This is a genomic window from Pseudomonas sp. B16(2017), from assembly GCF_002113205.1.
Taxonomy (GTDB): Bacteria; Pseudomonadota; Gammaproteobacteria; order Pseudomonadales; family Pseudomonadaceae; genus Aquipseudomonas; species Aquipseudomonas pharyngis.
Genome location: NZ_NEKA01000014.1, coordinates 1 through 22,832, shown reverse-complemented (window position 1 = coordinate 22,832; position 22,832 = coordinate 1). Strand labels below are relative to the sequence as shown.

Here is a 22,832-nt window from a genome sequence, read left to right as displayed (position 1 = left end):
GCGCACGATGAGTCTTTCCTCGTTCAAGATCGCTCACAAACTGATCACCGGCGCCGGGGCCATCGAGCAACTGGCGGCCGAACTCACGCGGCTGGATATCGACAACCCGCTGATCGTCACCGATGCCGCGCTGGTCAAGTCCGGCACGGTGGAGCTGGCGCTGGCGCAGATCGGCGAGCGCGAGTACGAAATCTTCGACCGCGTGCTGCCGGACCCGGAAATCGCCATTGTCGAGGATTGCATGCGCGTCTACCGAGAGGGCGGGCATGACGGTCTGATTGGCCTCGGTGGCGGCAGTGCCATCGACATCGCCAAGAGCGTCGCGGCGTACGCCGGTTATCACGGCGCACTGGAGGATCTGTTCGGCGTCGATCAGGTGCCGCGCAAAGGCCCGCCGCTGATCGCCATCCCGACTACGGCCGGCACCGGTTCTGAAGTGACCAACGTCGCCATCCTTTCGGACAAGGTCGCCCAACTGAAGAAAGGCATCGTCAGCGACTACCTGTTGCCGGATGTGGCGCTGGTCAGTCCGCAAATGACCCTGACCTGCCCGCGCAGTGTCACCGCCGCCAGTGGCGTCGATGCGCTGGTGCATGCCATCGAATCCTACTTGTCACTGAATGCCTCGCCGATCACCGATTCGCTGGCCATCGGCGCAATCAAGTTGATCGCCCGATCCTTGCCCAAGGCCTACGCCAATCCCTCCAACCTGCAAGCCCGAGAGGACATGGCCACCGCCAGCCTGATGGCCGGCATGGCGTTCGGCAATGCCGGGGTCGGCGCGGTGCATGCGCTGGCGTATCCGCTGGGCGGGCGCTTCAACATTGCCCATGGTGTCAGCAACGCCTTGCTGCTGCCGTATGTCATGACCTGGAACAAGATGGCCTGCGTCGAACGGATGCAGGATATTGCCGAAGCCATGGGAGTAAAGACCGCTCATCTGAGTCTCAATGAAGCCGCCGATAGCGCCGTCGCGGCGATGACCGAACTGTGCGCGGCGGTGGAAATCCCGCTGGGTCTGCGCAGTTTCGGCGTGCCTGAAGAAGCGATCCCGGCCATGGCGGTAGAGGCCGCGGGAATCGAGCGCCTGATGCGCAACAACCCGCGCAAGCTCAGCGCCGCCGACATCGAGAAGATCTACCGGGCGGCGTACTGAGAACCCGCCGGTCATCGGTCATGGCACAACCCAATCATCGCGGTCACGGTGCGCGCGCGGAAACTTGAGGTATACAATGCGCGCCATCGTGATTTAGCTCAGAAAAGGTGCGTCATGCAGCCCTTCGTTATTGCTCCGTCGATTCTTTCCGCCGACTTCGCCCGCCTGGGCGAGGAAGTGGACAACGTTCTGGCCGCCGGTGCCGACTTCGTCCACTTCGATGTCATGGACAACCACTACGTACCGAACCTGACCATCGGCCCGATGGTCTGCGCCGCGCTGCGCAAGTACGGCGTGACCGCGCCGATCGACGCCCACCTGATGGTCAGCCCGGTGGATCGCATCGTCGGCGACTTCATCGAGGCCGGCGCCACCTACATCACCTTCCACCCGGAAGCCACACTGCACGTCGATCGTTCCCTGCAACTGATCCGTGAAGGCGGCTGCAAATCCGGCCTGGTGTTCAACCCGGCGACCCCGCTGGATGTGCTCAAGTACGTGATCGACAAGGTCGACATGGTCTTGCTGATGAGCGTCAACCCGGGCTTCGGCGGACAGAAATTCATCCCCGGCACCCTCGACAAGCTGCGCGAAGCGCGGGCGATCATCGATGCCTCGGGCCGTGACATCCGCCTGGAAATCGACGGCGGCGTCAACGTCAACAACATCCGCGAAATCGCTGCCGCTGGCGCCGACACCTTCGTGGCCGGCTCGGCGATCTTCAATGCGCCGAACTATCAGGAAGTCATCGACAAGATGCGTTCCGAATTGGCGCTGGCTCGCCCATGAGCGGTTTTGAGCAGCTGTTCCCGGGGCAACTGCCGCGGTTGGTGATGTTCGATCTGGATGGCACGCTGATCGATTCGGTACCCGACCTGGCGGCGGCTGTGGATAACATGCTGCTCTCGCTCGGGCGCAAGCCTGCCGGAATCGAGTCGGTACGCGAGTGGGTCGGCAACGGTGCGCCGGTGCTGGTGCGCCGCGCATTGGCCGGCGGTATCGATCATTCCTCCGTGGATGACGTCGAAGCCGAGCATGCGCTGGAGGTTTTCATGGAGGCCTACGGCGCCAGCCATGAGCTGACCGTGGTCTATCCCGGCGTGCGCGACACCCTGAAATGGCTGCACAAGCAGGGCGTGGCCATGGCGCTGATCACCAACAAGCCGGAGCGCTTCGTCGCACCGCTGCTGGATCAGATGAAGATCGGCCGCTACTTCAAGTGGATCATCGGCGGCGATACCCTGCCGCAGAAGAAGCCTGACCCGGCGGCGCTGTTCTTCGTGATGAAGATGTCCGGTATCCCGGCCTCGCAATCGCTGTTCGTCGGTGATTCGCGCAGCGACGTGCTGGCGGCGAAAGCGGCGGGGGTCAAATGCGTCGGGCTCAGTTATGGCTACAACCATGGCCGGCCGATTGCCGAGGAATCCCCGGCGCTGGTGATCGACGACCTGCGCAAGCTAATTCCCGGTTGCCTGGATACGGCCGCTGAGATAACGTTGCCCGACGCTTCTCAATCCCCTTCTGGAAACGCCATCGTGGTGGTCACCCGCAAACTCTGGATGAAAGTCATCAAGGCCCTGGCCCGCTGGCGTTGGCGCGCCTGACTTGTTCCTGGCCGGCCTGCCGGCGCGTTTGCACACCTGACTGATTTGCCCCTCACACCACGAGGCACCCTATGATCCGCGAAGAATTCCTGCGTCTGGCCGCTGACGGCTACAACCGCATTCCGCTGGCCTGCGAAACCCTGGCCGACTTCGACACCCCGCTGTCGATCTACCTGAAACTGGCCGACCAGCCCAACTCCTACCTGCTCGAATCGGTGCAGGGCGGCGAGAAATGGGGCCGTTACTCGATCATCGGCCTGCCGTGCCGCACCGTGCTGCGGGTTCACGACCATCACGTGAGTATCACCGTCGATGGCGTCGAGACCGAAAGCCACGACGTCGAAGACCCGCTGGCCTTCGTCGAAACCTTCAAGGCCCGCTACAACGTGCCGACCATTGCCGGTCTGCCGCGCTTCAACGGCGGTCTGGTGGGGTACTTCGGTTACGACTGCGTGCGTTATGTAGAGAAGCGCCTCGGCAAATGCCCGAACCCGGATCCGCTGGGTGTGCCGGACATTCTGCTGATGGTCTCCGATGCGGTGGTGGTGTTCGACAACCTCGCCGGCAAGATGCACGCGATCGTGCTGGCCGACCCGACGCAGGCCGATGCCTACGAGCAGGGCCAGGCGCAATTGCAGCAACTGCTGGAAAAACTGCGTCAGCCGATCACCCCGCGCCGTGGCCTGGATTTCAGCAAGCCGCAGGCGGCCGAGCCGGTGTTCCGTTCCAGCTTCACTCAGGACGACTACGAAAAAGCCGTCGACACCATCAAGGAATACATCCTCGCCGGTGACTGCATGCAGGTCGTGCCGTCCCAGCGTATGTCGATCGACTTCAAGGCTGCTCCGATCGATCTGTACCGCGCACTGCGTTGCTTCAACCCGACGCCGTACATGTACTTCTTCAACTTCGGCGATTTCCACGTCGTCGGCAGTTCTCCGGAAGTGCTGGTGCGGGTCGAAGACAACCTGATCACCGTGCGCCCGATTGCCGGCACCCGTCCTCGCGGCGCCACCGAAGAGGCGGACGTGGCGCTGGAAGAAGACCTGCTGTCCGACGACAAGGAGATCGCCGAGCACCTGATGCTGATCGACCTCGGTCGCAACGACACCGGGCGCGTATCGGAGATCGGCTCGGTGAAGCTCACCGAGAAGATGGTGATCGAGCGTTATTCCAACGTGATGCACATCGTGTCCAACGTCACCGGTCAGTTGAAGGCCGGGTTGACGGCGATGGACGCACTGCGGGCGATCCTGCCGGCGGGCACCTTGTCCGGCGCGCCGAAGATCCGTGCGATGGAAATCATCGACGAGCTGGAGCCGGTCAAGCGTGGCGTGTATGGCGGCGCGGTCGGGTACTTCGCCTGGAACGGCAACATGGACACCGCGATTGCGATCCGTACCGCAGTGATCAAGAACGGCGAACTGCACGTGCAGGCCGGTGGCGGCATCGTCGCTGACTCGGTGCCGGCGCTGGAATGGGAAGAAACCATCAACAAGCGCCGGGCGATGTTCCGCGCTGTTGCACTGGCCGAGCAAACCCCGGACTGAGTGATTGCTGATTCAGCCAAAAAAAACGCGGCGCCTGTGAGGGCGCCGCGTTTTTTTATGGCCTGCGAATCAGAAGTCGAGCGCTACGCCGACGTTGATCCCTTGCTGGGTGAAGTCGTCATCCTTGCGGATGTCGTAGCTGGCGCGCAATGCCAGATCCTTGGTGAGGTTGTGGCTCACGCCGAGGTTCAGGCGGTTCAGGTTGGTCTGCGGGGCATAGCCGGCCAGGGTGTAGCGGTTGTTCGGCAGGCCATTGAGGTTCATCGTCACATGCTGGGTGTCGTCGTTGTACTCGCGCTCATGGGCCAGTTCGCCGAACACCTGGGTCTGCGAGGTGATCTGGTACTTGCCCTGGATCCCGAGGCCGAGACGCCGGGAAATGCGCGACTGGTCATCGAACGTCAGTGCCGTGGAGTCGGCGCCATTTTCCGAGTAGCCATCGACTTCAACCTTGGCGAAATCGGCGCTGACGAATGGCGACAGGTGCCATGGGCTGCTCGCTTCTGGCGCAATGTCGTAGCCCACGCGTCCGCTGAAGGCCAGAACATAGCCGTCGGTATCGCCTTTCTCGCCGCGTTCGTTGACTCCCAGCTGGAATTTGCGTTTGAGGCTGTCGTAATCCAGATGCCCGGCGGTCACGGCGGCGTCACCCCACCAGCGGTTCTGCTGGTACTGGGCGAACGCGGTGCCAAGGTAGGTGTTCAGCTTGTAGTCCGAGTCGTTGTCGCCGGCCTCGAGTTTCTGGTTGTAGAAACCGGCCGCCACGCCCACGCGCCATGCGTCGTTGAGGCGGTAGCTGCCGCCGATGTTCAGGTTGTAACCGTTGCCGTCGGCGCTGGCGCCGCTGCGCTGGCTGTCGAAGTCCTGATGCTGGCCGCCGCCGGCGACAATCGCCCGCCATTGGCCAACGGCCTGCCAGTTTTGCCAATCCGCCAGCCACTGGTTGCGCAGTTCATCCTGATGCGAGCGCAGGGTGCCTTGGGCCATTTGCGGCAACAGGGTCGCTTCCCATGGTGCGGCCAGCAGCGAGTAGGCGTAATCGGCAATCAGGCGCTGCCCGGCTTCGGTCGGGTGGACGGCATCGTTGTAGATCAGCTTGGTCGGATCCGGGGTGGCGCTGTTGATCCCGTACCGCGCGTTCTCCGTGCAACTGTTGCCGCTGAAGCAGGTGCCGACCAGATTCTGGTCGGTCGCCAGACCGAACTGCGCCGGATTGGCGAATGCCTCTTTGAGCAGAACCGGGACGTTCAGCGGGATGACGTTGGCATTGACGCTCTGCAACTGGCTGACCAGTTCGGTGTTGAACTGGGCGCTGAGTTGCGAGGTGAAGGCTTGTAGCGGCGAACCGTTGATGGCTGGCGTCAGGCCGATGTCCGGCAACAGCCAGACCATGATGTAGCGGGCGCCGGCACCTTGCAGTGTGCGTACGCTGTCGACCAGTCGATCAGCAGCGGCATTCGCCTGAGGCAGGCTGGTGACACGGCCCTGGAGGAAGTCGTTGCCGCCCCCGGTCAGGTAATACAGGGCATTCGGGTCGGCACGGAAACCGTTCGACGGCAGATAACCGGCGCGGGTACGTTCGCCAGTGGCGGACTGGCTGGTGATCGAGTCGAGAATCTGGTCGGTGCGGTAGCCGCCCACAGCCCAGTTGTTACCGTCCGGCTGGCCTTGGCCGGCACGTACCGCTGAGGACGAGGAGGCGGTTTGATCGGGGGTGAAGCCGAGGCGGCCACCGAGCAATTGCGTGGCGTTGAGCGAGTAGAACTCACCGCTGCCGTCCTGATAGTTCGGACCGGTACGGTTGGTGTAGCGTTCGGTGGCGCCGGCCGGGCCGCCGCTGTCGGTGAAAGTCCCCGCATCGCTGAGGCTGTCGCCGAAGACCACGAAATTCGAATAAGGATTGGGTGCGGCGTTCGCCTGGGCGCAGGCCATCGCGAGCAAGCATCCGGCGAGCGGTACAAACAACTTCTGTTTGATCATGAGCAAGTCCGTTTATTTATTGTTGTAGTGAACGAAACGACAGTACCAAAAACTTCCGGCGATTTGCCATCGGTCGTCAACCCTCCCATTGTTTTATCCCCCACGGCCCCGGCCATATTGCACGCTCCGCCCAGCTAAGTTACTGTGCCGAAACGTATGAACGAGACCTTCCCCGTGTTGATCACCAGCAAACTTCTGGATCAAGTCATCAAGGCACACGCCCGCTGGCGTTGGCGCGCCTGAATCTATTCTGCCGGCCCCGCCGGATCTGTATCGCTTTGCCTTCCTTGCCCGTTTGAAATGCCGCTGTGCCGACGCGACCTGCGCGTCTGACCGTGTGCAGCGCCCTGGCAAGTCATCCGAAGGCTGTCTTCAAGTCAGAATTCAAGAGGTTCGAAACGCCATGTTGCTGATGATCGACAACTACGACTCCTTTACTTACAACGTTGTGCAATACCTCGGCGAGCTGGGTGCCGAGGTCAAGGTGGTGCGCAACGACGAACTGACCATCGCCGAAATCGAAGCGCTCAAACCTGAGCGCATCGTCGTATCCCCGGGCCCGTGCACACCGACCGAAGCCGGTATCTCCATCGAAGCCATCAAGCACTTCGCCGGCAAACTGCCGATCCTCGGCGTTTGCCTCGGCCACCAGTCCATCGGTCAGGCTTTTGGCGGCGACGTTGTCCGCGCCCGCCAGGTGATGCACGGTAAGACTAGTCCGGTATTCCACGAGGACAAGGGTGTGTTTGCCGGGCTGAACCGCCCGCTGACCGTCACCCGCTATCATTCCCTGATCGTTAAACACGAAACGTTGCCCGATTGCCTGGAGCTGACCGCGTGGACCCAGCACGATGACGGTTCGGTCGACGAAATCATGGGCCTGCGTCACAAGACCCTGAACATCGAGGGCGTACAGTTCCACCCGGAATCGATCCTCACCGAGCAGGGCCATGAACTGTTCGCCAACTTCCTCAAACAAACCGGCGGCACGCGCTAAGGACTTCCCATGAATATCAAGACAGCCCTGAGCCGTATCGTCGATCACCTTGACCTCAGCACCGATGAAATGCGCGACGTGATGCGCGAAATCATGACCGGCCAATGCACGGACGCGCAGATCGGCGCGTTCATGATGGCCATGCGCATGAAGAGCGAGAGCATCGACGAGATCGTCGGCGCCGTGTCGGTGATGCGCGAACTGGCGGACAAGGTCGAACTCAAGACCCTCGACGGCGTGGTCGATGTGGTTGGCACCGGCGGTGACGGGGCGAATATTTTCAACGTGTCGACCGCGTCTTCCTTTGTGGTCGCTGCTGCTGGCTGCACCGTGGCCAAGCACGGTAACCGTGCGGTGTCGGGCAAGAGCGGCAGTGCCGACCTGCTGGAAGCCGCCGGCATCTACCTCAGCCTGACCCCGGTTCAGGTGGCGCGCTGCATCGATAACGTCGGCATCGGTTTTATGTTTGCCCAGACTCACCACAAAGCCATGAAGTACGCCGCCGGCCCGCGCCGCGATCTCGGTCTGCGCACCCTGTTCAACATGCTCGGCCCGCTTACGAATCCGGCCGGTGTGAAACATCAGGTGGTGGGCGTGTTCACCCCGGCGCTGTGCCGGCCGTTGGCTGAAGTCTTGCAGCGTCTGGGCAGCAAGCACGTGCTGGTGGTGCATTCGAAGGACGGTCTGGACGAGTTCAGTCTGGCGGCGCCGACCTTTGTCGCCGAGCTGAAGGACGATCAGATCACCGAATATTGGGTCGAGCCGGAAGATCTGGGCATGAAGAGCCAGAGCCTGCACGGCCTGTCGGTCGAAGGCCCGGAAGCGTCGCTGGCGCTGATCCGCGATGCACTGGGCAAGCGCAAGACCGAGAACGGCCAGAAGGCTGCCGAAATGATCGTGCTCAATGCCGGTGCGGCGCTGTACGCCGCCGACCTGGCGACAAGTCTGAAAGAGGGCGTGGCACTGGCCCACGACGCTCTGCACACCGGTCTTGCTCGGGAAAAACTCGAGGAGTTGGGTGCCTTTACCGCGGTATTCAAAGTGGAGAATGAGGGATGAGTGTACCGACGGTTCTGGAAAACATTCTGGCCCGCAAGGTTCAGGAAGTCGCCGAGCGTAGCGCTCGTGTGAGCCTGAGCGAGCTGGAAAGTCTGGCCAAGGCGGCCGATGCACCCCGTGGTTTTGCCCAGGCATTGCTGGCGCAGGCCAAGAAGAAACAACCGGCGGTCATCGCCGAAATCAAGAAGGCGTCGCCGAGCAAAGGCGTGATCCGCGAGAACTTCGTTCCCGCCGAGATCGCCAAAAGCTACGAGAAGGGCGGGGCGACCTGCCTGTCGGTGCTGACCGATATCGACTATTTCCAGGGCGCCGATGCCTACCTGCAACAGGCCCGCGCTGCGTGCTCGCTGCCGGTGATCCGCAAGGATTTCATGATCGATCCGTACCAGATCGTCGAAGCCCGTGCCTTGGGCGCCGATTGCGTGTTGTTGATCGTCTCCGCGCTGGATGACGTGAAAATGGCCGAACTGGCGTCGGTGGCCAAGGACGTCGGCCTCGATGTGCTGGTGGAAGTGCACGACGGCGATGAACTGGAGCGCGCATTGAAAACTCTCGACACGCCGCTGGTCGGGGTCAACAACCGCAACCTGCACACCTTTGACGTGAGCCTGGAAACCACCCTCGACCTGCTGCCGCGCATCCCGCGCGATCGTCTGGTCATCACCGAGAGCGGGATCCTCAACCGTGCCGATGTCGAGCTTATGGAAATCAGCGACGTTTACGCGTTCCTGGTCGGCGAAGCGTTCATGCGCGCCGAAAGCCCGGGCATTGAACTGCAGCGTCTGTTCTTCCCTGAACGCGGCGTTCCGGTGAGCGGTTCGACCCTCGACTGATTCATTCAGACCGAGTCGACTCATTCGCGGGCAAGCCCGCTCCCACAGGAGAAATGCATTCCTGATGTGGGAGCGGGCTTGCTCGCGAAGAGGCCATAAGATTCACCACAGACTGATCGTCTAACGGACTTCTTTATGACTCCAGTTTCCCTGACCATCGAAGCCGGCCTGCAAGCCGAACAGGATCTGCTGGCCTCTGTCTGCGCCGGCGACGCTGAATTCGGTCTGCTGTTCTGGCAGCCCAGCGACCGCGCTTTGGTCATGCCGCGCCGTTTGAATCGATTGCCCGGATTCGATCACGCCTGTGAAGTCTCCGCTGCTGCCGGCTGGCCGGTGTTGCTGCGTGAAACCGGTGGCGAACCGGTTCCGCAATCGGCGTCGACCATCAATATTGCACTGGTCTATGCACCGCCTCGCAGCGAAGGCGATCTGAACCGTATCGAAACCGGTTACCGGCGTCTGTGTGATCCGATTTGTGAGTTGCTGGATGAGTTGGGCGGCACTTCGTCGTTGGGTGAAATCGACGGTGCGTTTTGCGACGGTCGCTTCAACGTCAATCTCGACGGTCGCAAGATGGTCGGCACCGCTCAGCGCTGGCGCCAGAGTCAGGGTGGTCAGCGTCCGGTGGGGTTGGTGCACGGGGCGATGCTGGTGGATGACGAACGTGAGTCGATGGTCGCGGCGGTCAACCGATTCAACGAGGCGTGTGGCCTGGAGCAGCGGGTGCGTGCCGCCAGCCACATCGCTCTGCACGAAAAATTCCCGGCGCCCCATGCACTGGCACGCCTTGATGAACTCTTTCGTTTGATGCTGGCGCAGATCTACGCCGGCTGAGATTGAGAACTCAGCGAGTGCCGAAGACCACCATGGTCTTGCCTTTCACATCCACCAGGTTGCGTTCTTCAAGATCCTTGAGCACGCGACCGACCATCTCTCGCGAACAACCGACGATCCGGCCGATTTCCTGACGGGTCACCTTGATCTGCATGCCGTCCGGGTGAGTCATGGCGTCCGGTTGCTTGCACAGCTCCAGCAGGCAGCGAGCGACACGGCCGGTAACGTCGAAGAACGCCAGGTCGCCGACCTTGCGTGTGGTGTTGCGCAGACGTTGTGCGATTTGTCCGCTGAGCACGTAAAGAATGTCCGGATCCTGTTGCGACAATTCGCGGAACTTGGCGTAGCTGATTTCCGCGACTTCGCACTCAACCTTGGCCCGCACCCAGGCGCTGCGCTGCTGTTCCTGGCCGGCCTCTTCGAAAAGACCCAGCTCGCCGAAGAAGTCCCCGGCATTCAGGTACGCAATGATCATTTCGCGGCCGTCGTCGTCCTCGATCAGGATCGTGACCGAACCGCGGATGATGAAATACAGCGTGTCGGAGCGATCTCCGGCGCAGATGATGTTGCTCTTGGCCGCGTGACGGCGGCGCTGGCAATGCATCAGCAGCTTGTCGAGGTTCTTGATTTTGGGTGTGGGGGTAATACCAACCATGGTTGTATCCCGAAAAGACTGCACGGTTATATTTGGTTTTTATATGAGGCGCTGAGGCGGTCGCTACACAGTCTGGCGAAGGCGCCAGTGAATTGGCGCCAGCTTACCAGACACTTCGTCGAAATTTCGAGAAATCACCTACGCTGAAGGTGCATTCGTCCTAGGAACCTGCTCGCTGTCCGGGCGGGGCCCTGTGCTAAGCTGGCGACCCTTTTTTCTACAGTGGAGTCTTGGCGATGAAGGCACGCATCCAATGGGCTGGCGAAGCCATGTTCCTCGGCGAATCCGGCAGCGGTCATGTCGTGGTCATGGACGGTCCGCCGGACGCCGGTGGTCGTAACCTGGGTGTCCGCCCCATGGAAATGCTCCTGCTGGGTGTCGGCGGTTGCAGCAATTTCGACGTGGTCAGCATTTTGAAGAAGTCCCGTCAGGCCGTTGAAAGCTGCGAAGCCTTTCTGGATGCCGAACGCGCGACCGAAGATCCGAAAGTGTTCACCAAGATCCACATGCACTTCGTGGTCAAGGGCCGGGGCCTGAAAGAAGCCCAGGTCAAACGCGCCATCGAACTGTCTGCGGAGAAGTATTGCTCGGCCTCGATCATGCTCGGCGCGGCTGGCGTAGCGATCACCCACGACTACGAAATCGTTGAACTCGGCTGAGCCGACATTCAACTATCATAAAAGCAGTGCAGACTCTGGCGATCCCCCGCTGACGTCTGCATAATGCGCCACTTTTTTCAGGGCCGTGATCAGTCAATCGACGGGTCATCCGCCTGAACAGATAACCAAAATCGCCATCGCGAAGAGGTGTTAACCGTCCTACGCAGGTGCGTTGTTCGCACTTGACGGGCATGCTTGATCACGCGGCCGTGCCGCATACATAGAGAGTTTTTAACGGTGAAAAGCAAACTCAAGCTCCACGGGTTCAATAACCTGACAAAGACCTTGAGCTTCAACATCTATGACATCTGCTACGCGGAAACCCCGCAAGACCAGCAGGCTTACGTCGAGTACATCAATCAAGAGTACAACGCCGAACGCCTGACGCAGATCCTCACGGAAGTTGTCGAAATCATTGGTGCCAACATTCTGAACATTGCGAGTCAGAACTATGAGCCTCAGGGTGCCAGCGTCACGATTCTGATCTCGGAAGAGCCGGTGACCCCGACCGAAAGCCAGATCGAAGAGTCCCCGGGCCCATTGCCCGAAATCATCCTGGCCCACCTCGACAAGAGCCACATCACGGTGCACACCTACCCGGAAATCCATCCGGATGCCGGTATCGCGACCTTCCGTGTGGACATCGATGTGTCGACCTGTGGTGTCATTTCACCGCTCAAAGCGCTCAACTTCCTCATTCACCAGTTCGATTCGGACATCGTGACCGTGGATTACCGTGTGCGCGGCTTCACCCGTGACGTTGAAGGCAACAAGCACTTCATCGACCACGAGATCAACTCGATCCAGAACTACCTTTCCGATGACACTCGCGACGCGTACCAGATGACCGACGTGAACGTGTACCAGGAAAACCTGTTCCACACCAAAATGCTGCTGAAGAACTTCGAACTGGACAACTACCTGTTCGGCGATGCCACCAGCAACCTGTCTTCCGAGCAACGCGCTCAGGTGGCCGAGCGTGTGAAGCACGAAATGCTGGAAATCTTCTACGCGCGCAATATGCCGAGCTAAGAAATCCGGGCACAAAAAAAGGCGACTGCTTTGCGGCAGTCGCCTTTTTTACGGGTGTTTTTCAGATCCGGTAAGTGCTCTTGGTCATCACTTTGGCCAACAGGCTCATGCCGAACTTCACCGGAGCCGGAAAGCGGAAACCACCAGCCTCCAGTGCACTTTCCGCATGATGCTCTTCATCAATACGCATCTGTTCCAGAATCGCCCGGGATTTTTCGTCCTCGGCCGGGAGTTGCTCCAGATGCTCGTTCAGATGCTTGCAGACTTGATGCTCGGTGGCGGCGACAAACCCGAGGCTGACCTTGTCGCTGATCAGCCCGGCGACTGCACCGATCCCGAACGACATGCCGTAGAACAGTGGGTTGAGCACGCTGGTGTGGCTGCCCAACTGGTGAATGCGCTGTTCGCACCAGACCAGATGATCGATCTCTTCTTCGGCCGCATGCTCCATGGCCTCGCGCACCTGTGGCAGCTTGGCGGTCAGCGCCTGGCCCTGATACAGCGCCTGGGCGCAGACTTCGCCGGTGTGGTTGATGCGCATCAGACCGGCGACGTGGCGGGTGTCTTCATCGCTCATCTGCACATCGGGCTGCACGATCGCTGGCGACGGACGGTACGGCTGGCCGCTGAAGGGCAGCAAGGTACGCATCGCGGCATCGGCTTGCAGCAGAAGACGATCAATGGGCGAGTAGTGACGTTGGGTAGTCATGCTGACCTCCGGGAAGAATCTCGGCGGCCAGTTTAACCGAATCGGCCGTGGAAGGTTTGCGCTGGGTCATGTGGGAGCGGGGCGCTCCCACCGATCTCTGGGTTCAATCAGCCCGGCGGCCAGTTCATCTGGCGTTGACCGAGAACGTGCATGTGAATGTGGTAGACCGTCTGCCCGCCCATTTCATTGCAGTTCATCACCACCCGGAAGCCTTCCTCGCAGCCCAGCTCCAGCGCCAGACGCTGGGCGGTGAACAGGATATGCCCGGCCAGTGCCTTGTCGTCTTCGGTCAGGTCATTGAGGGTGCGCACCGGTTTCTTCGGGATCACCAGAAAATGCACTGGTGCCTGTGGGGCGATATCGTGGAACGCCAGAACCTGGTCGTCCTCGTAAATGATCTTCGCCGGGATTTCCCGGTTGATGATCTTGGTGAACAGAGTATCCACAGCTGTTTTCTCCGTTGTTTGGGCTGGCCTGAGTGTACTCATAGGGTGATAAGGCCGCCCAGTGTTTTGCCGTAGGACTTTTCAGCGCGGGCAGTAAGCCTTGTTGACCATGCCGATAATCGTGCGATTGAGCCAGCGCGAACCGAGCCGTGGCAGAAAGGCGAACCAGCGGTTTCGGCGTCCGGGAATGATGATTGCGCGGTTTTTCTCCAGGGCGCGCACGGTATACAGCGCGACCTCCTCGGGGCTCATCAGCAATTTGCTGGCGTTGAGTTTGTCGTTGTTCAGTTGCGCGGTGCGAAAGAACGCGGTGCGGGTCGGACCGGGGCAGAGCACCGACACTTTGACCGCACACTTCTTCAATTCCACCCGCAGTGCTTCCGAGAAGTGCAGAACATACGCCTTGCTGGCGTAGTAGGTGCTCATCCAGGGCCCGGGGTTGAAGGCCGCCACCGACGCGACATTGAGAATCTGCCCGCCGCCCTGCAACGCCATGCTGTTGCCGATGGCATGGCAGAGGCGGGTGAGGGCGAGGATGTTCACTTCGATCAGGTCCTGTTCGGTCATCCAGTCCTGGGCCAGAAACGGGCCGCAAGTACCGATGCCGGCGCAATTGACCAGCAGATCGATCTGCCGGTCGCCTTCTTCCAGCTCCAGCAGGAAACCGGACAGGCGCAGCGGCTCACCGAGGTCGCAGGCGCGGAACAGCACCTCCACGCCGAAGCGTTGGGTCAGTTCAATCGCAATGCTTTCCAGCTGATCACGCTGGCGAGCCACCAGAATCAGGCTGCGGCCACGGCGCGCCAGGGCTTCGGCCATCGCCAGGCCGATGCCACTGGAGGCGCCGGTGATCAGAGCGTAACGGGTCATGCAAATCTCCATCGCAACAGCGCCGCGCCGTCGACGCAGGTGTCACGGCGGGGAGCGTTGTTCATTCTTTCGCAGAGTCTACAGGGGCGAGGGCGGCTTCGGCTGCATCGTCTGCCGAATTCGCGGCGGGTTCGACTTCGACCTCGATTTCATCGGTGGTCACCGAACCGCTCTCATAGCTGCTTTCAAGACTGCTTTCGTACTCTTCCTGGATGGCGGTAATCCCGCCCAGCATGCCGGCCATGAAAAACAGCCCGATAAACACGATCCACAAAGAGCACAGCACTTTGACTGCGGTACTGTTCGGCGGAGGGGGTGGACCGTAGCGGTTGGCGCCGGTATTGCCCGGCACGACCATGATCACCAGCGGGAAGAAGCTGCCCACGAAAGGCACCAGCGTCAGCAGCCAGAGCCAGCCGGACCAGCCAATATCGTGAAGGCGCTGGATGCTGAACAGGATCCCGACAATCGCGAAGGCCAAAAACAGGAAGAAGGCGAGGAGGCCGCCGATGATCAGGCCGGTGGTCGAGTCGGCGCTCACCAGGCCCAGGCCGATCAGCGCGAATACGCTGACGATTGGCAGGGCTACCAGGCTCAACACCATCGACCATGCCAGGTAACGCAAACGGCCGATCCGGCCTTCGACGCTGAGCGGCTTTAGAGGCGCGAATGCCGGCAGGCTTTCACCGACGGCGGCGCGAGGAGGCGCGTAAGGCGAGTCGGGTTCGGTGACGGCGGCGCCTTGCTCGTGGACATCCGACAGATTCAGTTCGATGGGCGTTTCCGTTTCGATCCGGGCATCGATCCCGGTCTTGCCCAGCGCTTGCAGATAAGTCTGCGCATCGCTGTGCGACAGATCACGCTTGAGCGCGACGGTGCGGCCATTGAACAGACGCTCGATGGCGGCAACATCGCTTTTGAACAGATTGGCCAGGTTGAGCTTGGCCGTGGTGATATCGACGCCGGGCTGGAGCGCGCCGTCGAAAACGATCTTGTAACGGGGTTCGCTCATGGCCGAGGCATCCTTGTCGCGAGATAAATTGAGTCTAAAGCCAGTCAGACAGCGACTGGCCGGGTTTCATTCAGCGTGGCCAGCGTTTCGGCAGTTGCGCTGCGTGCTCCAGGGCCTGACGGTATTCGGCATCAAGACGCGCCACCAGTTGATCCACGTTTGGCAGATCGTCGATCTGGCCTACGCCCTGACCCGCGGACCACACGGTTTTCCAGGCCTTGGCTTCGTCGTTGATCGGCTTGAGCTTGTCGCCGAAATTCACTTCACCCTTGCCTTGCAGGGCTGCCATGTCGAAACCGGCGGCCTCCAGACTTTGGCGCATGAAACTGGCCGGTACACCGGACACGGCAGGAGTATGAATGATGTCGGCGGCTTTGGCAGTCAGCAGCATCTGCTTGTAGGCGTCAGGCGCATGACTTTCAGTGGTGCCGATAAATCGTGTGCCGAAGTAGGCCAGATCCGCGCCGAGCAGTTGTGCGGCGAGAATCTCATGCCCATGGTTCAAACATCCTGCAAGCAACAGGGTTTTGTCGAAGAACTCGCGGATCTCGGCGATCAGCGAGAACGGGCTCCAGGTCCCGGCGTGCCCACCGGCACCGGCCGCGACGGCGATCAAGCCATCGACACCGGCCTCGGCGGCTTTCTCGGCATGGCGGCGGGTCGTCACGTCGTGGAAGACCAGACCGCCGTAGCTGTGCACGGCGTCTACCAGTTCCTTCACGGCACCAAGACTGGTGATGACGATGGGGACTTTGTGTTCGACGCAGATGTTCAGGTCCGCCTCCAGACGTGGATTGCTCTTGTGAACAATCAGATTCACGGCATAAGGCGCCGGGTTCTCCAGTGTCGCCAGTCCCGCTTCGATCTGCTCCAGCCAGGCCTTGAATCCGCTGCTTTCGCGTTGATTCAGCGCCGGAAAGCTGCCGACCACGCCGTTACGGCAGCACGCCAGCACCAGTTCAGGATTGGAGATCAGAAACATCGGTGCTGCCACTACGGGCAGACGCAGACGTTGTTCGAGCAGAGCGGGCAGCGACATCGGAAGTACCCCGGAAAGTTGTATTTGTTGAAGTTAGAACGGCTTGACCACGACCAGAATTACGATAGCCAGCAATAGCAGAACCGGCACTTCATTGAACCAGCGATAAAAGACATGGCTGCGGGTGTTCTCGCCACGGGCAAAACGTTTTACCTGCGCGCCGCACATGTGGTGGTAACCGATCAGCAGCACGACCAGGGTCAGTTTGGCGTGGATCCAGCCACCGCTGCTGAAGATGCTCGGGTTCAGGTAGATCAGCCAGCCGCCGAAGATCAGCGCGGCGATCATCGCCGGGCCCATGATGCCGCGATAGAGTTTGCGCTCCATGATGCTGAAGCGTTCCTTGCTGATCGTGTCTTCACTTTGCGCGTGATAAACGAACAGTCGCGGAAGATAGAACAGCCCGGCAAACCAGCACACGATGCTGACGATATGTAGCGCTTTGATCCACAGATAGAGCATTTTTGGTTATTCCCTGATTCACGGTAGGCCGGATAGTAGAGGCTTGAGCGTCCGCACGTCACCTTGGCGGTTGTCGCAGGGGCGCGCGGCCCCTATTATCGACGGCTTTCCAGTGGGTTCGTTGAGGGCAGGTTTATGGTCAAGGTCGGTATCGTCGGCGGCACGGGTTACACCGGTGTCGAACTGCTGCGTCTGTTGGCACAGCATCCGCAGGCAGAAGTGGTGGTCATCACTTCCCGATCCGAGGCCGGTCTGGCCGTGGCTGACATGTACCCGAACCTGCGCGGTCACTACGACGGTCTGGCATTCAGCGTGCCGGACATCAAGACCCTGGGCGCTTGCGACGTGGTGTTCTTCGCCACTCCCCACGGCGTTGCCCACGCACTGGCTGGCGAACTGCTGGCGGCCGGCACCAAGGTCATCGACCTGTCGGCTGATTTCCGTCTGCAGGACGCCGATGAATGGGCCAAGTGGTACGGCCAGCCGCACGGCGCGCCGGAGCTGCTGGACGAGGCGGTTTACGGCTTGCCGGAAGTCAATCGCGAGCAGATCAAGAAAGCACGCCTGATCGCGGTGCCGGGTTGCTATCCGACCGCGACGCAGCTGGGTTTCCTGCCGTTGCTTGAGGCGGGTATTGCCGACGCTTCGCACCTGATCGCCGACTGCAAGTCCGGTGTCAGCGGTGCCGGTCGTGGTGCTGCCGTAGGCTCGCTGTACTCCGAGACGTCGGAAAGCATGAAGGCCTATGCGGTCAAAGGTCACCGTCATCTGCCGGAAATTCGTCAGGGGCTGCGTCGTGCGGCGGGCAAGGATGTCGGTCTGACTTTTGTGCCGCACCTGACGCCGATGATCCGTGGCATTCACTCCACGCTCTACGCGACCGTGGTGGACCGCTCGGTGGATCTGCAGGCGCTGTTCGAGAAGCGTTATGCCAATGAGCCGTTCGTCGACGTGATGCCGGCCGGCAGCCACCCGGAAACCCGCAGCGTGCGTGGCGCCAACGTCTGCCGCATCGCGGTTCACCGTCCGCAGGATGGCGATCTGGTGGTGGTGCTTTCTGTGATCGACAATCTGGTCAAGGGCGCGTCGGGTCAGGCCGTGCAGAACATGAACATCCTGTTCGGGCTGGATGAGCGTCTGGGCCTGTCCCACGCTGGCATGCTGCCGTAACGACCGATCTTGCTTGGTAAAAAGGCCCGTCTGACGGGCCTTTTTGCATTCTGGTGAGTGGATCAGCTTTATTGATATACCGTAACAATAGTTGACCGATTTTCTAGGACAAGCGGATAATGCGCGTCATCACGCATTATGGCGGCGTAACGCCGGGAGATAGTCAGCATGAGCGTCGAATCCTTCACCCCCACGGCTTTGCAATTCACTCAAGGTGCCGCGCACAAGGTGAAGAGCCTGGTCGATGAAGAGGGGAATGATCGCTTGAAGCTGCGCGTATTCGTTACGGGCGGCGGTTGTTCAGGGTTTCAGTACGGCTTCACCTTCGATGAGGATGTGGCCGAGGATGACACCATCGTCGAGCGCGAAGGCGTCAGTCTGGTGGTTGATCCGATGAGCTTCCAGTACCTGGCAGGTGCCGAGGTGGATTATCAGGAAGGTCTGGAAGGTTCGCGTTTCGTGATCAAGAACCCGAATGCCACCACCACTTGTGGTTGCGGCTCCTCGTTCTCGATCTGATCGCGTTTCACCGAACACAATAAAACGCCGCAGAGCCTCACGGTTCTGCGGCGTTTTGTTATCTGCAATTTGTCAGTTGGGGTAGATGGCGCCGAGTACACGCAGGCCTTTGGCGCCGGTGACGCTCGGGCGATTGGCGGCGATGCCTTCCAGACAGCAGTGAGCCAGCCAGGCGAAGGCCATGGCCTCGACCCAGTCCGGATCAACGCCATGAGTCGACGTGCTGGCGACCTTGGCGTTCGGCAGCAGCCCGGCCAGACGATTCATCAGTGTGGCGTTGTGAGCGCCACCGCCGCAGACCAGCAGTTCCCGAGTGTCGGACTGAGCGCTTTGCAGTGAGTCGACAATAGTCAGTGCGGTGAGCTCCAGCAGCGTCGCTTGCACGTTCTCCGCCGGGAACACTGGCAGGCGCGAAAGGTGTTGCTCCAGCCAGGGCAGGTTGAAGACTTCGCGGCCGGTGCTCTTCGGGCCTTGCGTCACGAAAAACGGATCGCTGAGCAGGGCTTTCAGCAGGGTGGGCTCAGCTTTGCCGCTGGCTGCCCATTGCCCGTTGCGGTCGTAGTTCTCGCCCCGGCGCTGATGAATCCAGGCATCCATCAGCACATTCCCCGGCCCACAGTCGAAACCGGCTACAGGCTTGTTCGGCTCAATCAGACTGAGATTGCTGAAACCGCCGACATTCAGGACCGCACGGTTACCTGTACGCTCTTCGAACAACGCTTCATGAAAGGCCGGAACCAGCGGGGCTCCCTGGCCACCGGCGGCTACATCGCGGCTACGGAAGTCGCTGACGACGGTGATGCCGGTCAGTTCAGTGAGCAGGGCGGGGTTACCGATCTGTACGGTGAAACCGCGCGCCGGTTCATGGCGAATGGTCTGGCCGTGGCTGCCGATCGCGCGAATGGCTTCAGGCTTGAGCTGTTGCTGTTCGAGGAGGGTATGGATCCCTTGCGCGGCGAGCTTCACCCAATTCTGCTGGGCAATCGCCGAGCGGGCGATTTCGTCAGGGCCGCTGGCGCACAAGCCAAGCAGCTCGGCGCGCAGGGTGTCAGGCATGGGGATGTAGTGCGTGGCGACCAGATTGATCGCCGAGGATTGCTCGATCAGGGCGATGTCCAGCCCGTCGAGACTGGTGCCGGACATCACGCCGATATACAGAGCCATGGCTTAACGTTTGCTCGAAGCCAGCATGGTGGCTTTTTCCTGATCCATACGAGCCATCAGTGGCTGGCTCTGCGCCAGGAAGCGAGCTCGTTCGGATTTGGCGATCGGGTCGGCCATCGGCAGCTTCTGGCCCAATGGATCGACGTGGACACCGTTGACCTGGAACTCATAGTGCAGGTGCGGGCCGGTGGACAGGCCGGTGGTGCCGATGTAACCGATCACTTGGCCCTGTTTAACTGTGCCGCCGGTCTTCACGCCCTTGGCGAAGCCCTGCATGTGTCCATACAGCGTACGGTAAGTGTTGCCGTGCTGGATGATTACGGTGTTGCCGTAACCGCCGCGACGGCCGGCCAGCAGCACTTTGCCGTCGCCGGCAGCCTTGATCGGCGTACCGCGTGGAGCGGCGTAGTCGACGCCTTTGTGGGCACGGATCTTGTTGAGGATCGGGTGTTTGCGGCCCATGGAAAATTTAGAGCTGATGCGGGCGAAGTCCACCGGTGTACGGATGAACGCCTTGCGCATGCTGTTGCCATCGGCGGTGTAGTAGCTGCTGTTGCCTTGCTTGTTGGTGTAACGCACGGCGGTGTAAGTCTTGCCGCGGTTGGTGAAGCGGGCGGACAGGATCGGACCGTTGCCAACGGCTTTGCCGTTGACCACTTTCTGTTCATAGATCACATCGAACTCGTCACCCTGGCGGATATCCTGGGCGAAGTCGACGTCGTAGCCAAAGACACTGGCCATGTCCATGGTCAGGCTGTGGGACAGGCCTGCGCGGGCGGCGGACTGCGACAGCGAGCTGTTGATCACACCGTGTACATAAGCGGTGCGAACAGTCGGTTTGGCGGTAACGCGGTTGAACACATAACCCTTGTCATTCTTGGTCAGGGTGATGGTTTCAACGTCGCTGATCTTGCTGTGCAGGTTGGTCAACTGACCTTGTGGATTCAATTCGAATTCGAGTTTCTGGCCATGTTTGAGCTGACTGAACTGCTTGGCTTGTTTATCACTGGCCAGCACTTCATGGACGGCCGCGGCCGGGAGGCCGACTTTCTCGAACAGTGTAGAAAGCGTATCGCCCTTGGAGACGATCACTTCCCTGTGATTTGGGGCCTTCTTTTCTTCAGCTACCGGTGTCGGCGCTGGTGCAGTCTGAGCGGTTTCCTGCGTCTCTTCGGCGCTGTTTTCGATCTGCGCGAAAGGGGAGGCTACGGACTCATTTGTGGCTTGAGCTGCGTCGGCAGCGTCTTGATCTTGTGTCAGTTGTTCAGCAGGACTTTCCAGTTCAAGGCTCAGCGTTGTCTTTTTGGCTTCAACATCACTGGATGGAAACACCAGGAGCGCCAGGCTGAGAAGGGCGGCGATACCACTTGCGGCGAGCAGGTGGGTCTTCGGGTAAAGCGGTGGCGCTTTAGACGGTTCAGTGGTCATAAGTAATTTGACTTTGAAAAAGATGAATTGGAAAAGATGAATGACATGATGAAGATGAAATAACTGTATAAAATATAACCAAATCATCTCTGAAGCAAGTCTGCGGACGCCCTGTCCGTGGATTGGTGTCCGTGTGCCGGGCAAAACTTGTATTTGGTGCGCGATCTTGTATGGTTGGTTCCCTTTGAATCTGAGCCTTGCGGGTCTGTTATGAAGTCGGTTGAAGAGCAGCTAGCGCTGATTAAACGTGGTGCGGAAGAACTGTTGGTCGAGTCCGAGCTGATCGAAAAGCTCAAGCGTGGCCAGCCGCTGCGAATCAAGGCCGGCTTCGATCCAACTGCGCCGGACCTGCACCTTGGTCACACTGTGCTTATTAATAAGCTGCGCCAGTTCCAGGAACTGGGGCATCAGGTGATCTTCCTTATTGGTGATTTCACCGGAATGATCGGTGATCCGAGCGGCAAGAGCGCCACTCGCCCTCCATTGACCCGTGAGCAGGTTCTGGAAAACGCCGAGACCTACAAGACTCAGGTGTTCAAGATTCTTGATCCGGCGAAAACCGAAGTTGCGTTCAACTCCACCTGGATGGATCAGATGGGGCCGGCGGACTTTATTCGTCTGACTTCGCAGTACACCGTTGCTCGTATGCTCGAGCGTGATGACTTCGATAAGCGCTACACCACCAATCAGCCGATTGCCATTCACGAATTCCTCTATCCGCTGGTGCAGGGTTATGACTCGGTTGCTTTGCGCGCTGACGTTGAGCTGGGTGGTACCGATCAGAAGTTCAACCTGCTGATGGGGCGTGAGCTGCAGCGTGGTTATGGCCAGGAAGCGCAGTGCATCCTGACGATGCCGTTGCTTGAAGGTCTGGATGGCGTGAAGAAGATGTCCAAGTCGCTGGGCAACTACGTCGGTATCCAGGAAGCGCCGGGTGTCATGTACAGCAAGCTGGTCTCGATTCCTGATGCGTTGATGTGGCGCTACTTCGAGTTGCTCAGCTTCCGTTCGATGGATGAGATCAATGCTTTCCGTGCTGATGTTGAAGCGGGTGCCAACCCGCGTGATATCAAGATCAAGCTGGCCGAAGAGATTGTTGCGCGCTTCCATGGTGAAGAGGCTGCGGCCAATGCTCACCGTGGTGCGGGTAACCGTATGAAGGATGGTGAGTTGCCGGATGATCTCCCAGAGGTCGAACTGACTGCTGCCGAGGATATGCCGATTGCTGCTGTCCTTAATAAGGCAGGACTGGTGAAGAACTCTGCGGCTGCTCGTGATCTGTTGGCTTCCGGTGGTGTGCGTGTAGATGGTGAGGTGGTTGATCGTTCCTTTATATATGTACTGGGCGCAACCCACGTTTGCCAGGCGGGCAAGAAGGCTTTTGCACGGATTACGCTTAAATCTGAGTAAAGTTGAAATAAGGGGTTGACGGCGAATTCTGAGTCTCTATAATTCGCCCCACTTCCGGCGCAGTCGAAACGGAAAACTTCTTGAGATTCAATGAGTTAAGTAGGTTTCGATAGTAGATCGCTTCAGTTCATCGAAGCCTGGAAAGAGTTGGAAATGCCGGTTTTTCTGGTGCTTTCAACGGTTCGATCTTCTCGGTCGAAAGCGGAGAAAAGAGGTGTTGACAGCAGTGTGTAATGCTGTAGAA

23 protein-coding genes are annotated in these 22,832 nt (G+C 59.9%); 13 read left to right on the top strand and 10 right to left on the bottom strand.

The window, feature by feature from the left end:
• Positions 1-7 precede the first annotated feature (7 nt).
• The 4 genes from CAG25_RS21935 (at position 8) to trpE (ending at position 4,310) form a co-directional block, all read left to right on the top strand.
• Positions 8-1,156 (top strand): iron-containing alcohol dehydrogenase, encoded by a 1,149-nt coding sequence (locus CAG25_RS21935; protein ID WP_011336197.1) that lies wholly within the window; start codon positions 8-10, stop codon positions 1,154-1,156.
• Between the two features lie 114 nt (positions 1,157-1,270).
• Positions 1,271-1,945, top strand: coding sequence for a ribulose-phosphate 3-epimerase (gene rpe, locus CAG25_RS21930; protein ID WP_007918813.1), 675 nt, complete (start codon positions 1,271-1,273; stop codon positions 1,943-1,945).
• Positions 1,942-2,760, top strand: coding sequence for a phosphoglycolate phosphatase (locus CAG25_RS21925; protein WP_007956306.1), 819 nt, complete (start codon positions 1,942-1,944; stop codon positions 2,758-2,760). The genes rpe and CAG25_RS21925 overlap by 4 nt, the downstream gene beginning before the upstream one ends.
• 71 nt (positions 2,761-2,831) lie before the next feature.
• A complete protein-coding gene (trpE, locus tag CAG25_RS21920) occupies positions 2,832-4,310 on the top strand; it encodes an anthranilate synthase component I (RefSeq protein ID WP_085612919.1) in 1,479 nt (492 codons plus the stop codon).
• A 69-nt stretch (positions 4,311-4,379) separates the two neighbouring features.
• On the opposite strand, the gene estP is transcribed toward trpE, so the two are convergent.
• Positions 4,380-6,290: an esterase EstP gene (estP, locus tag CAG25_RS21915; RefSeq protein ID WP_085612917.1), complete on the bottom strand. Its 1,911-nt coding sequence runs from the start codon at positions 6,288-6,290 to the stop codon at positions 4,380-4,382.
• A 403-nt stretch (positions 6,291-6,693) separates the two neighbouring features.
• Here estP and CAG25_RS21910 point away from each other — a divergent pair, with 403 nt between their 5' ends.
• The 4 genes from CAG25_RS21910 to CAG25_RS21895 all read left to right on the top strand — a co-directional run bounded on the left by CAG25_RS21910 (position 6,694) and on the right by CAG25_RS21895 (position 10,013).
• Positions 6,694-7,287: an aminodeoxychorismate/anthranilate synthase component II gene (locus CAG25_RS21910; RefSeq protein ID WP_085612915.1), complete on the top strand. Its 594-nt coding sequence runs from the start codon at positions 6,694-6,696 to the stop codon at positions 7,285-7,287.
• Positions 7,288-7,296: 9 nt separating this feature from the next.
• On the top strand, positions 7,297-8,346 hold the full coding sequence (gene trpD, locus CAG25_RS21905) for an anthranilate phosphoribosyltransferase (RefSeq protein ID WP_085612913.1): 1,050 nt from the start codon (positions 7,297-7,299) through the stop codon (positions 8,344-8,346).
• A complete protein-coding gene (trpC, locus tag CAG25_RS21900) occupies positions 8,343-9,179 on the top strand; it encodes an indole-3-glycerol phosphate synthase TrpC (protein WP_039768100.1) in 837 nt (278 codons plus the stop codon). Before trpD ends, trpC begins: the two co-directional genes overlap by 4 nt.
• A 135-nt stretch (positions 9,180-9,314) precedes the next feature.
• Entirely contained in the window at positions 9,315-10,013 is a 699-nt protein-coding gene (locus tag CAG25_RS21895) for a lipoate--protein ligase family protein (RefSeq protein ID WP_085612911.1), read from the top strand.
• 10 nt (positions 10,014-10,023) lie between these two features.
• Here CAG25_RS21895 and crp read toward each other — a convergent pair whose 3' ends face one another.
• The gene (gene crp / locus CAG25_RS21890) at positions 10,024-10,668 is read right to left on the bottom strand and encodes a cAMP-activated global transcriptional regulator CRP (protein WP_011336190.1); all 645 of its coding nucleotides are present in this window, start codon (positions 10,666-10,668) and stop codon (positions 10,024-10,026) included.
• Between the two features lie 236 nt (positions 10,669-10,904).
• Between crp and CAG25_RS21885 the strand changes: the two genes are divergently transcribed.
• Complete coding sequence (locus CAG25_RS21885) at positions 10,905-11,327, top strand: OsmC family protein (protein ID WP_016772921.1); 423 nt, start codon at positions 10,905-10,907, stop codon at positions 11,325-11,327.
• Positions 11,328-11,564: 237 nt separating this feature from the next.
• Positions 11,565-12,359 carry an adenosylmethionine decarboxylase gene (speD, locus tag CAG25_RS21880; RefSeq protein ID WP_085612909.1) on the top strand — a complete coding sequence of 265 codons (795 nt, stop codon included), beginning with the start codon at positions 11,565-11,567 and terminating at the stop codon, positions 12,357-12,359.
• 61 nt (positions 12,360-12,420) lie between these two features.
• Here the strand turns inward: speD and coq7 are convergent, their stop codons facing one another.
• The 6 genes from coq7 to hemJ form a co-directional block, all read right to left on the bottom strand.
• Positions 12,421-13,068: a 2-polyprenyl-3-methyl-6-methoxy-1,4-benzoquinone monooxygenase gene (coq7, locus tag CAG25_RS21875; RefSeq protein ID WP_007956317.1), complete on the bottom strand. Its 648-nt coding sequence runs from the start codon at positions 13,066-13,068 to the stop codon at positions 12,421-12,423.
• 107 nt (positions 13,069-13,175) lie between these two features.
• Positions 13,176-13,514: a histidine triad nucleotide-binding protein gene (locus tag CAG25_RS21870; RefSeq protein ID WP_007956318.1), complete on the bottom strand. Its 339-nt coding sequence runs from the start codon at positions 13,512-13,514 to the stop codon at positions 13,176-13,178.
• Positions 13,515-13,595: 81 nt separating this feature from the next.
• Positions 13,596-14,384 (bottom strand): SDR family oxidoreductase, encoded by a 789-nt coding sequence (locus CAG25_RS21865; RefSeq protein ID WP_064599806.1) that lies wholly within the window; start codon positions 14,382-14,384, stop codon positions 13,596-13,598.
• Between the two features lie 61 nt (positions 14,385-14,445).
• Positions 14,446-15,396 carry a DUF805 domain-containing protein gene (locus CAG25_RS21860; protein WP_085612907.1) on the bottom strand — a complete coding sequence of 317 codons (951 nt, stop codon included), beginning with the start codon at positions 15,394-15,396 and terminating at the stop codon, positions 14,446-14,448.
• Between the two features lie 70 nt (positions 15,397-15,466).
• Positions 15,467-16,435, bottom strand: coding sequence for a nitronate monooxygenase family protein (locus CAG25_RS21855; RefSeq protein WP_085612905.1), 969 nt, complete (start codon positions 16,433-16,435; stop codon positions 15,467-15,469).
• 33 nt (positions 16,436-16,468) lie between these two features.
• Positions 16,469-16,897 (bottom strand): protoporphyrinogen oxidase HemJ, encoded by a 429-nt coding sequence (hemJ, locus tag CAG25_RS21850; protein ID WP_011336184.1) that lies wholly within the window; start codon positions 16,895-16,897, stop codon positions 16,469-16,471.
• A gap of 135 nt (positions 16,898-17,032) precedes the next feature.
• On the opposite strand from hemJ, the gene argC reads away from it, so the two are divergent.
• Positions 17,033-18,067: an N-acetyl-gamma-glutamyl-phosphate reductase gene (gene argC, locus CAG25_RS21845; RefSeq protein WP_064599800.1), complete on the top strand. Its 1,035-nt coding sequence runs from the start codon at positions 17,033-17,035 to the stop codon at positions 18,065-18,067.
• Between the two features lie 168 nt (positions 18,068-18,235).
• Positions 18,236-18,586 carry an iron-sulfur cluster insertion protein ErpA gene (erpA, locus tag CAG25_RS21840; protein WP_003228776.1) on the top strand — a complete coding sequence of 117 codons (351 nt, stop codon included), beginning with the start codon at positions 18,236-18,238 and terminating at the stop codon, positions 18,584-18,586.
• 72 nt (positions 18,587-18,658) lie between these two features.
• On the opposite strand, the gene CAG25_RS21835 is transcribed toward erpA, so the two are convergent.
• Both CAG25_RS21835 and CAG25_RS21830 read right to left on the bottom strand, forming a co-directional pair.
• On the bottom strand, positions 18,659-19,750 hold the full coding sequence (locus CAG25_RS21835) for an anhydro-N-acetylmuramic acid kinase (RefSeq protein WP_064599798.1): 1,092 nt from the start codon (positions 19,748-19,750) through the stop codon (positions 18,659-18,661).
• Positions 19,751-19,753: 3 nt separating this feature from the next.
• Positions 19,754-21,178 (bottom strand): peptidoglycan DD-metalloendopeptidase family protein, encoded by a 1,425-nt coding sequence (locus CAG25_RS21830; protein WP_085612903.1) that lies wholly within the window; start codon positions 21,176-21,178, stop codon positions 19,754-19,756.
• Between the two features lie 210 nt (positions 21,179-21,388).
• Here CAG25_RS21830 and tyrS point away from each other — a divergent pair, with 210 nt between their 5' ends.
• Positions 21,389-22,588, top strand: a complete 1,200-nt coding sequence (tyrS, locus tag CAG25_RS21825) for a tyrosine--tRNA ligase (protein WP_011336180.1) — start codon at positions 21,389-21,391, stop codon at positions 22,586-22,588.
• Positions 22,589-22,832: the final 244 nt, after the last annotated feature.

Coding starts and splice junctions, on each gene's coding strand:
- CAG25_RS21935 (WP_011336197.1), top strand. CDS start 8: ATGAGTCTTTCCTCGTTCAAGATCGCTCACAAACTGATCACCGGCGCC.
- rpe (WP_007918813.1), top strand. CDS start 1,271: ATGCAGCCCTTCGTTATTGCTCCGTCGATTCTTTCCGCCGACTTCGCC.
- CAG25_RS21925 (WP_007956306.1), top strand. CDS start 1,942: ATGAGCGGTTTTGAGCAGCTGTTCCCGGGGCAACTGCCGCGGTTGGTG.
- trpE (WP_085612919.1), top strand. CDS start 2,832: ATGATCCGCGAAGAATTCCTGCGTCTGGCCGCTGACGGCTACAACCGC.
- estP (WP_085612917.1), bottom strand. CDS start 6,290: ATGATCAAACAGAAGTTGTTTGTACCGCTCGCCGGATGCTTGCTCGCG.
- CAG25_RS21910 (WP_085612915.1), top strand. CDS start 6,694: ATGTTGCTGATGATCGACAACTACGACTCCTTTACTTACAACGTTGTG.
- trpD (WP_085612913.1), top strand. CDS start 7,297: ATGAATATCAAGACAGCCCTGAGCCGTATCGTCGATCACCTTGACCTC.
- trpC (WP_039768100.1), top strand. CDS start 8,343: ATGAGTGTACCGACGGTTCTGGAAAACATTCTGGCCCGCAAGGTTCAG.
- CAG25_RS21895 (WP_085612911.1), top strand. CDS start 9,315: ATGACTCCAGTTTCCCTGACCATCGAAGCCGGCCTGCAAGCCGAACAG.
- crp (WP_011336190.1), bottom strand. CDS start 10,668: ATGGTTGGTATTACCCCCACACCCAAAATCAAGAACCTCGACAAGCTG.
- CAG25_RS21885 (WP_016772921.1), top strand. CDS start 10,905: ATGAAGGCACGCATCCAATGGGCTGGCGAAGCCATGTTCCTCGGCGAA.
- coq7 (WP_007956317.1), bottom strand. CDS start 13,068: ATGACTACCCAACGTCACTACTCGCCCATTGATCGTCTTCTGCTGCAA.
- CAG25_RS21865 (WP_064599806.1), bottom strand. CDS start 14,384: ATGACCCGTTACGCTCTGATCACCGGCGCCTCCAGTGGCATCGGCCTG.
- CAG25_RS21860 (WP_085612907.1), bottom strand. CDS start 15,396: ATGAGCGAACCCCGTTACAAGATCGTTTTCGACGGCGCGCTCCAGCCC.
- CAG25_RS21855 (WP_085612905.1), bottom strand. CDS start 16,435: ATGTCGCTGCCCGCTCTGCTCGAACAACGTCTGCGTCTGCCCGTAGTG.
- hemJ (WP_011336184.1), bottom strand. CDS start 16,897: ATGCTCTATCTGTGGATCAAAGCGCTACATATCGTCAGCATCGTGTGC.
- argC (WP_064599800.1), top strand. CDS start 17,033: ATGGTCAAGGTCGGTATCGTCGGCGGCACGGGTTACACCGGTGTCGAA.
- erpA (WP_003228776.1), top strand. CDS start 18,236: ATGAGCGTCGAATCCTTCACCCCCACGGCTTTGCAATTCACTCAAGGT.
- CAG25_RS21835 (WP_064599798.1), bottom strand. CDS start 19,750: ATGGCTCTGTATATCGGCGTGATGTCCGGCACCAGTCTCGACGGGCTG.
- CAG25_RS21830 (WP_085612903.1), bottom strand. CDS start 21,178: ATGACCACTGAACCGTCTAAAGCGCCACCGCTTTACCCGAAGACCCAC.
- tyrS (WP_011336180.1), top strand. CDS start 21,389: ATGAAGTCGGTTGAAGAGCAGCTAGCGCTGATTAAACGTGGTGCGGAA.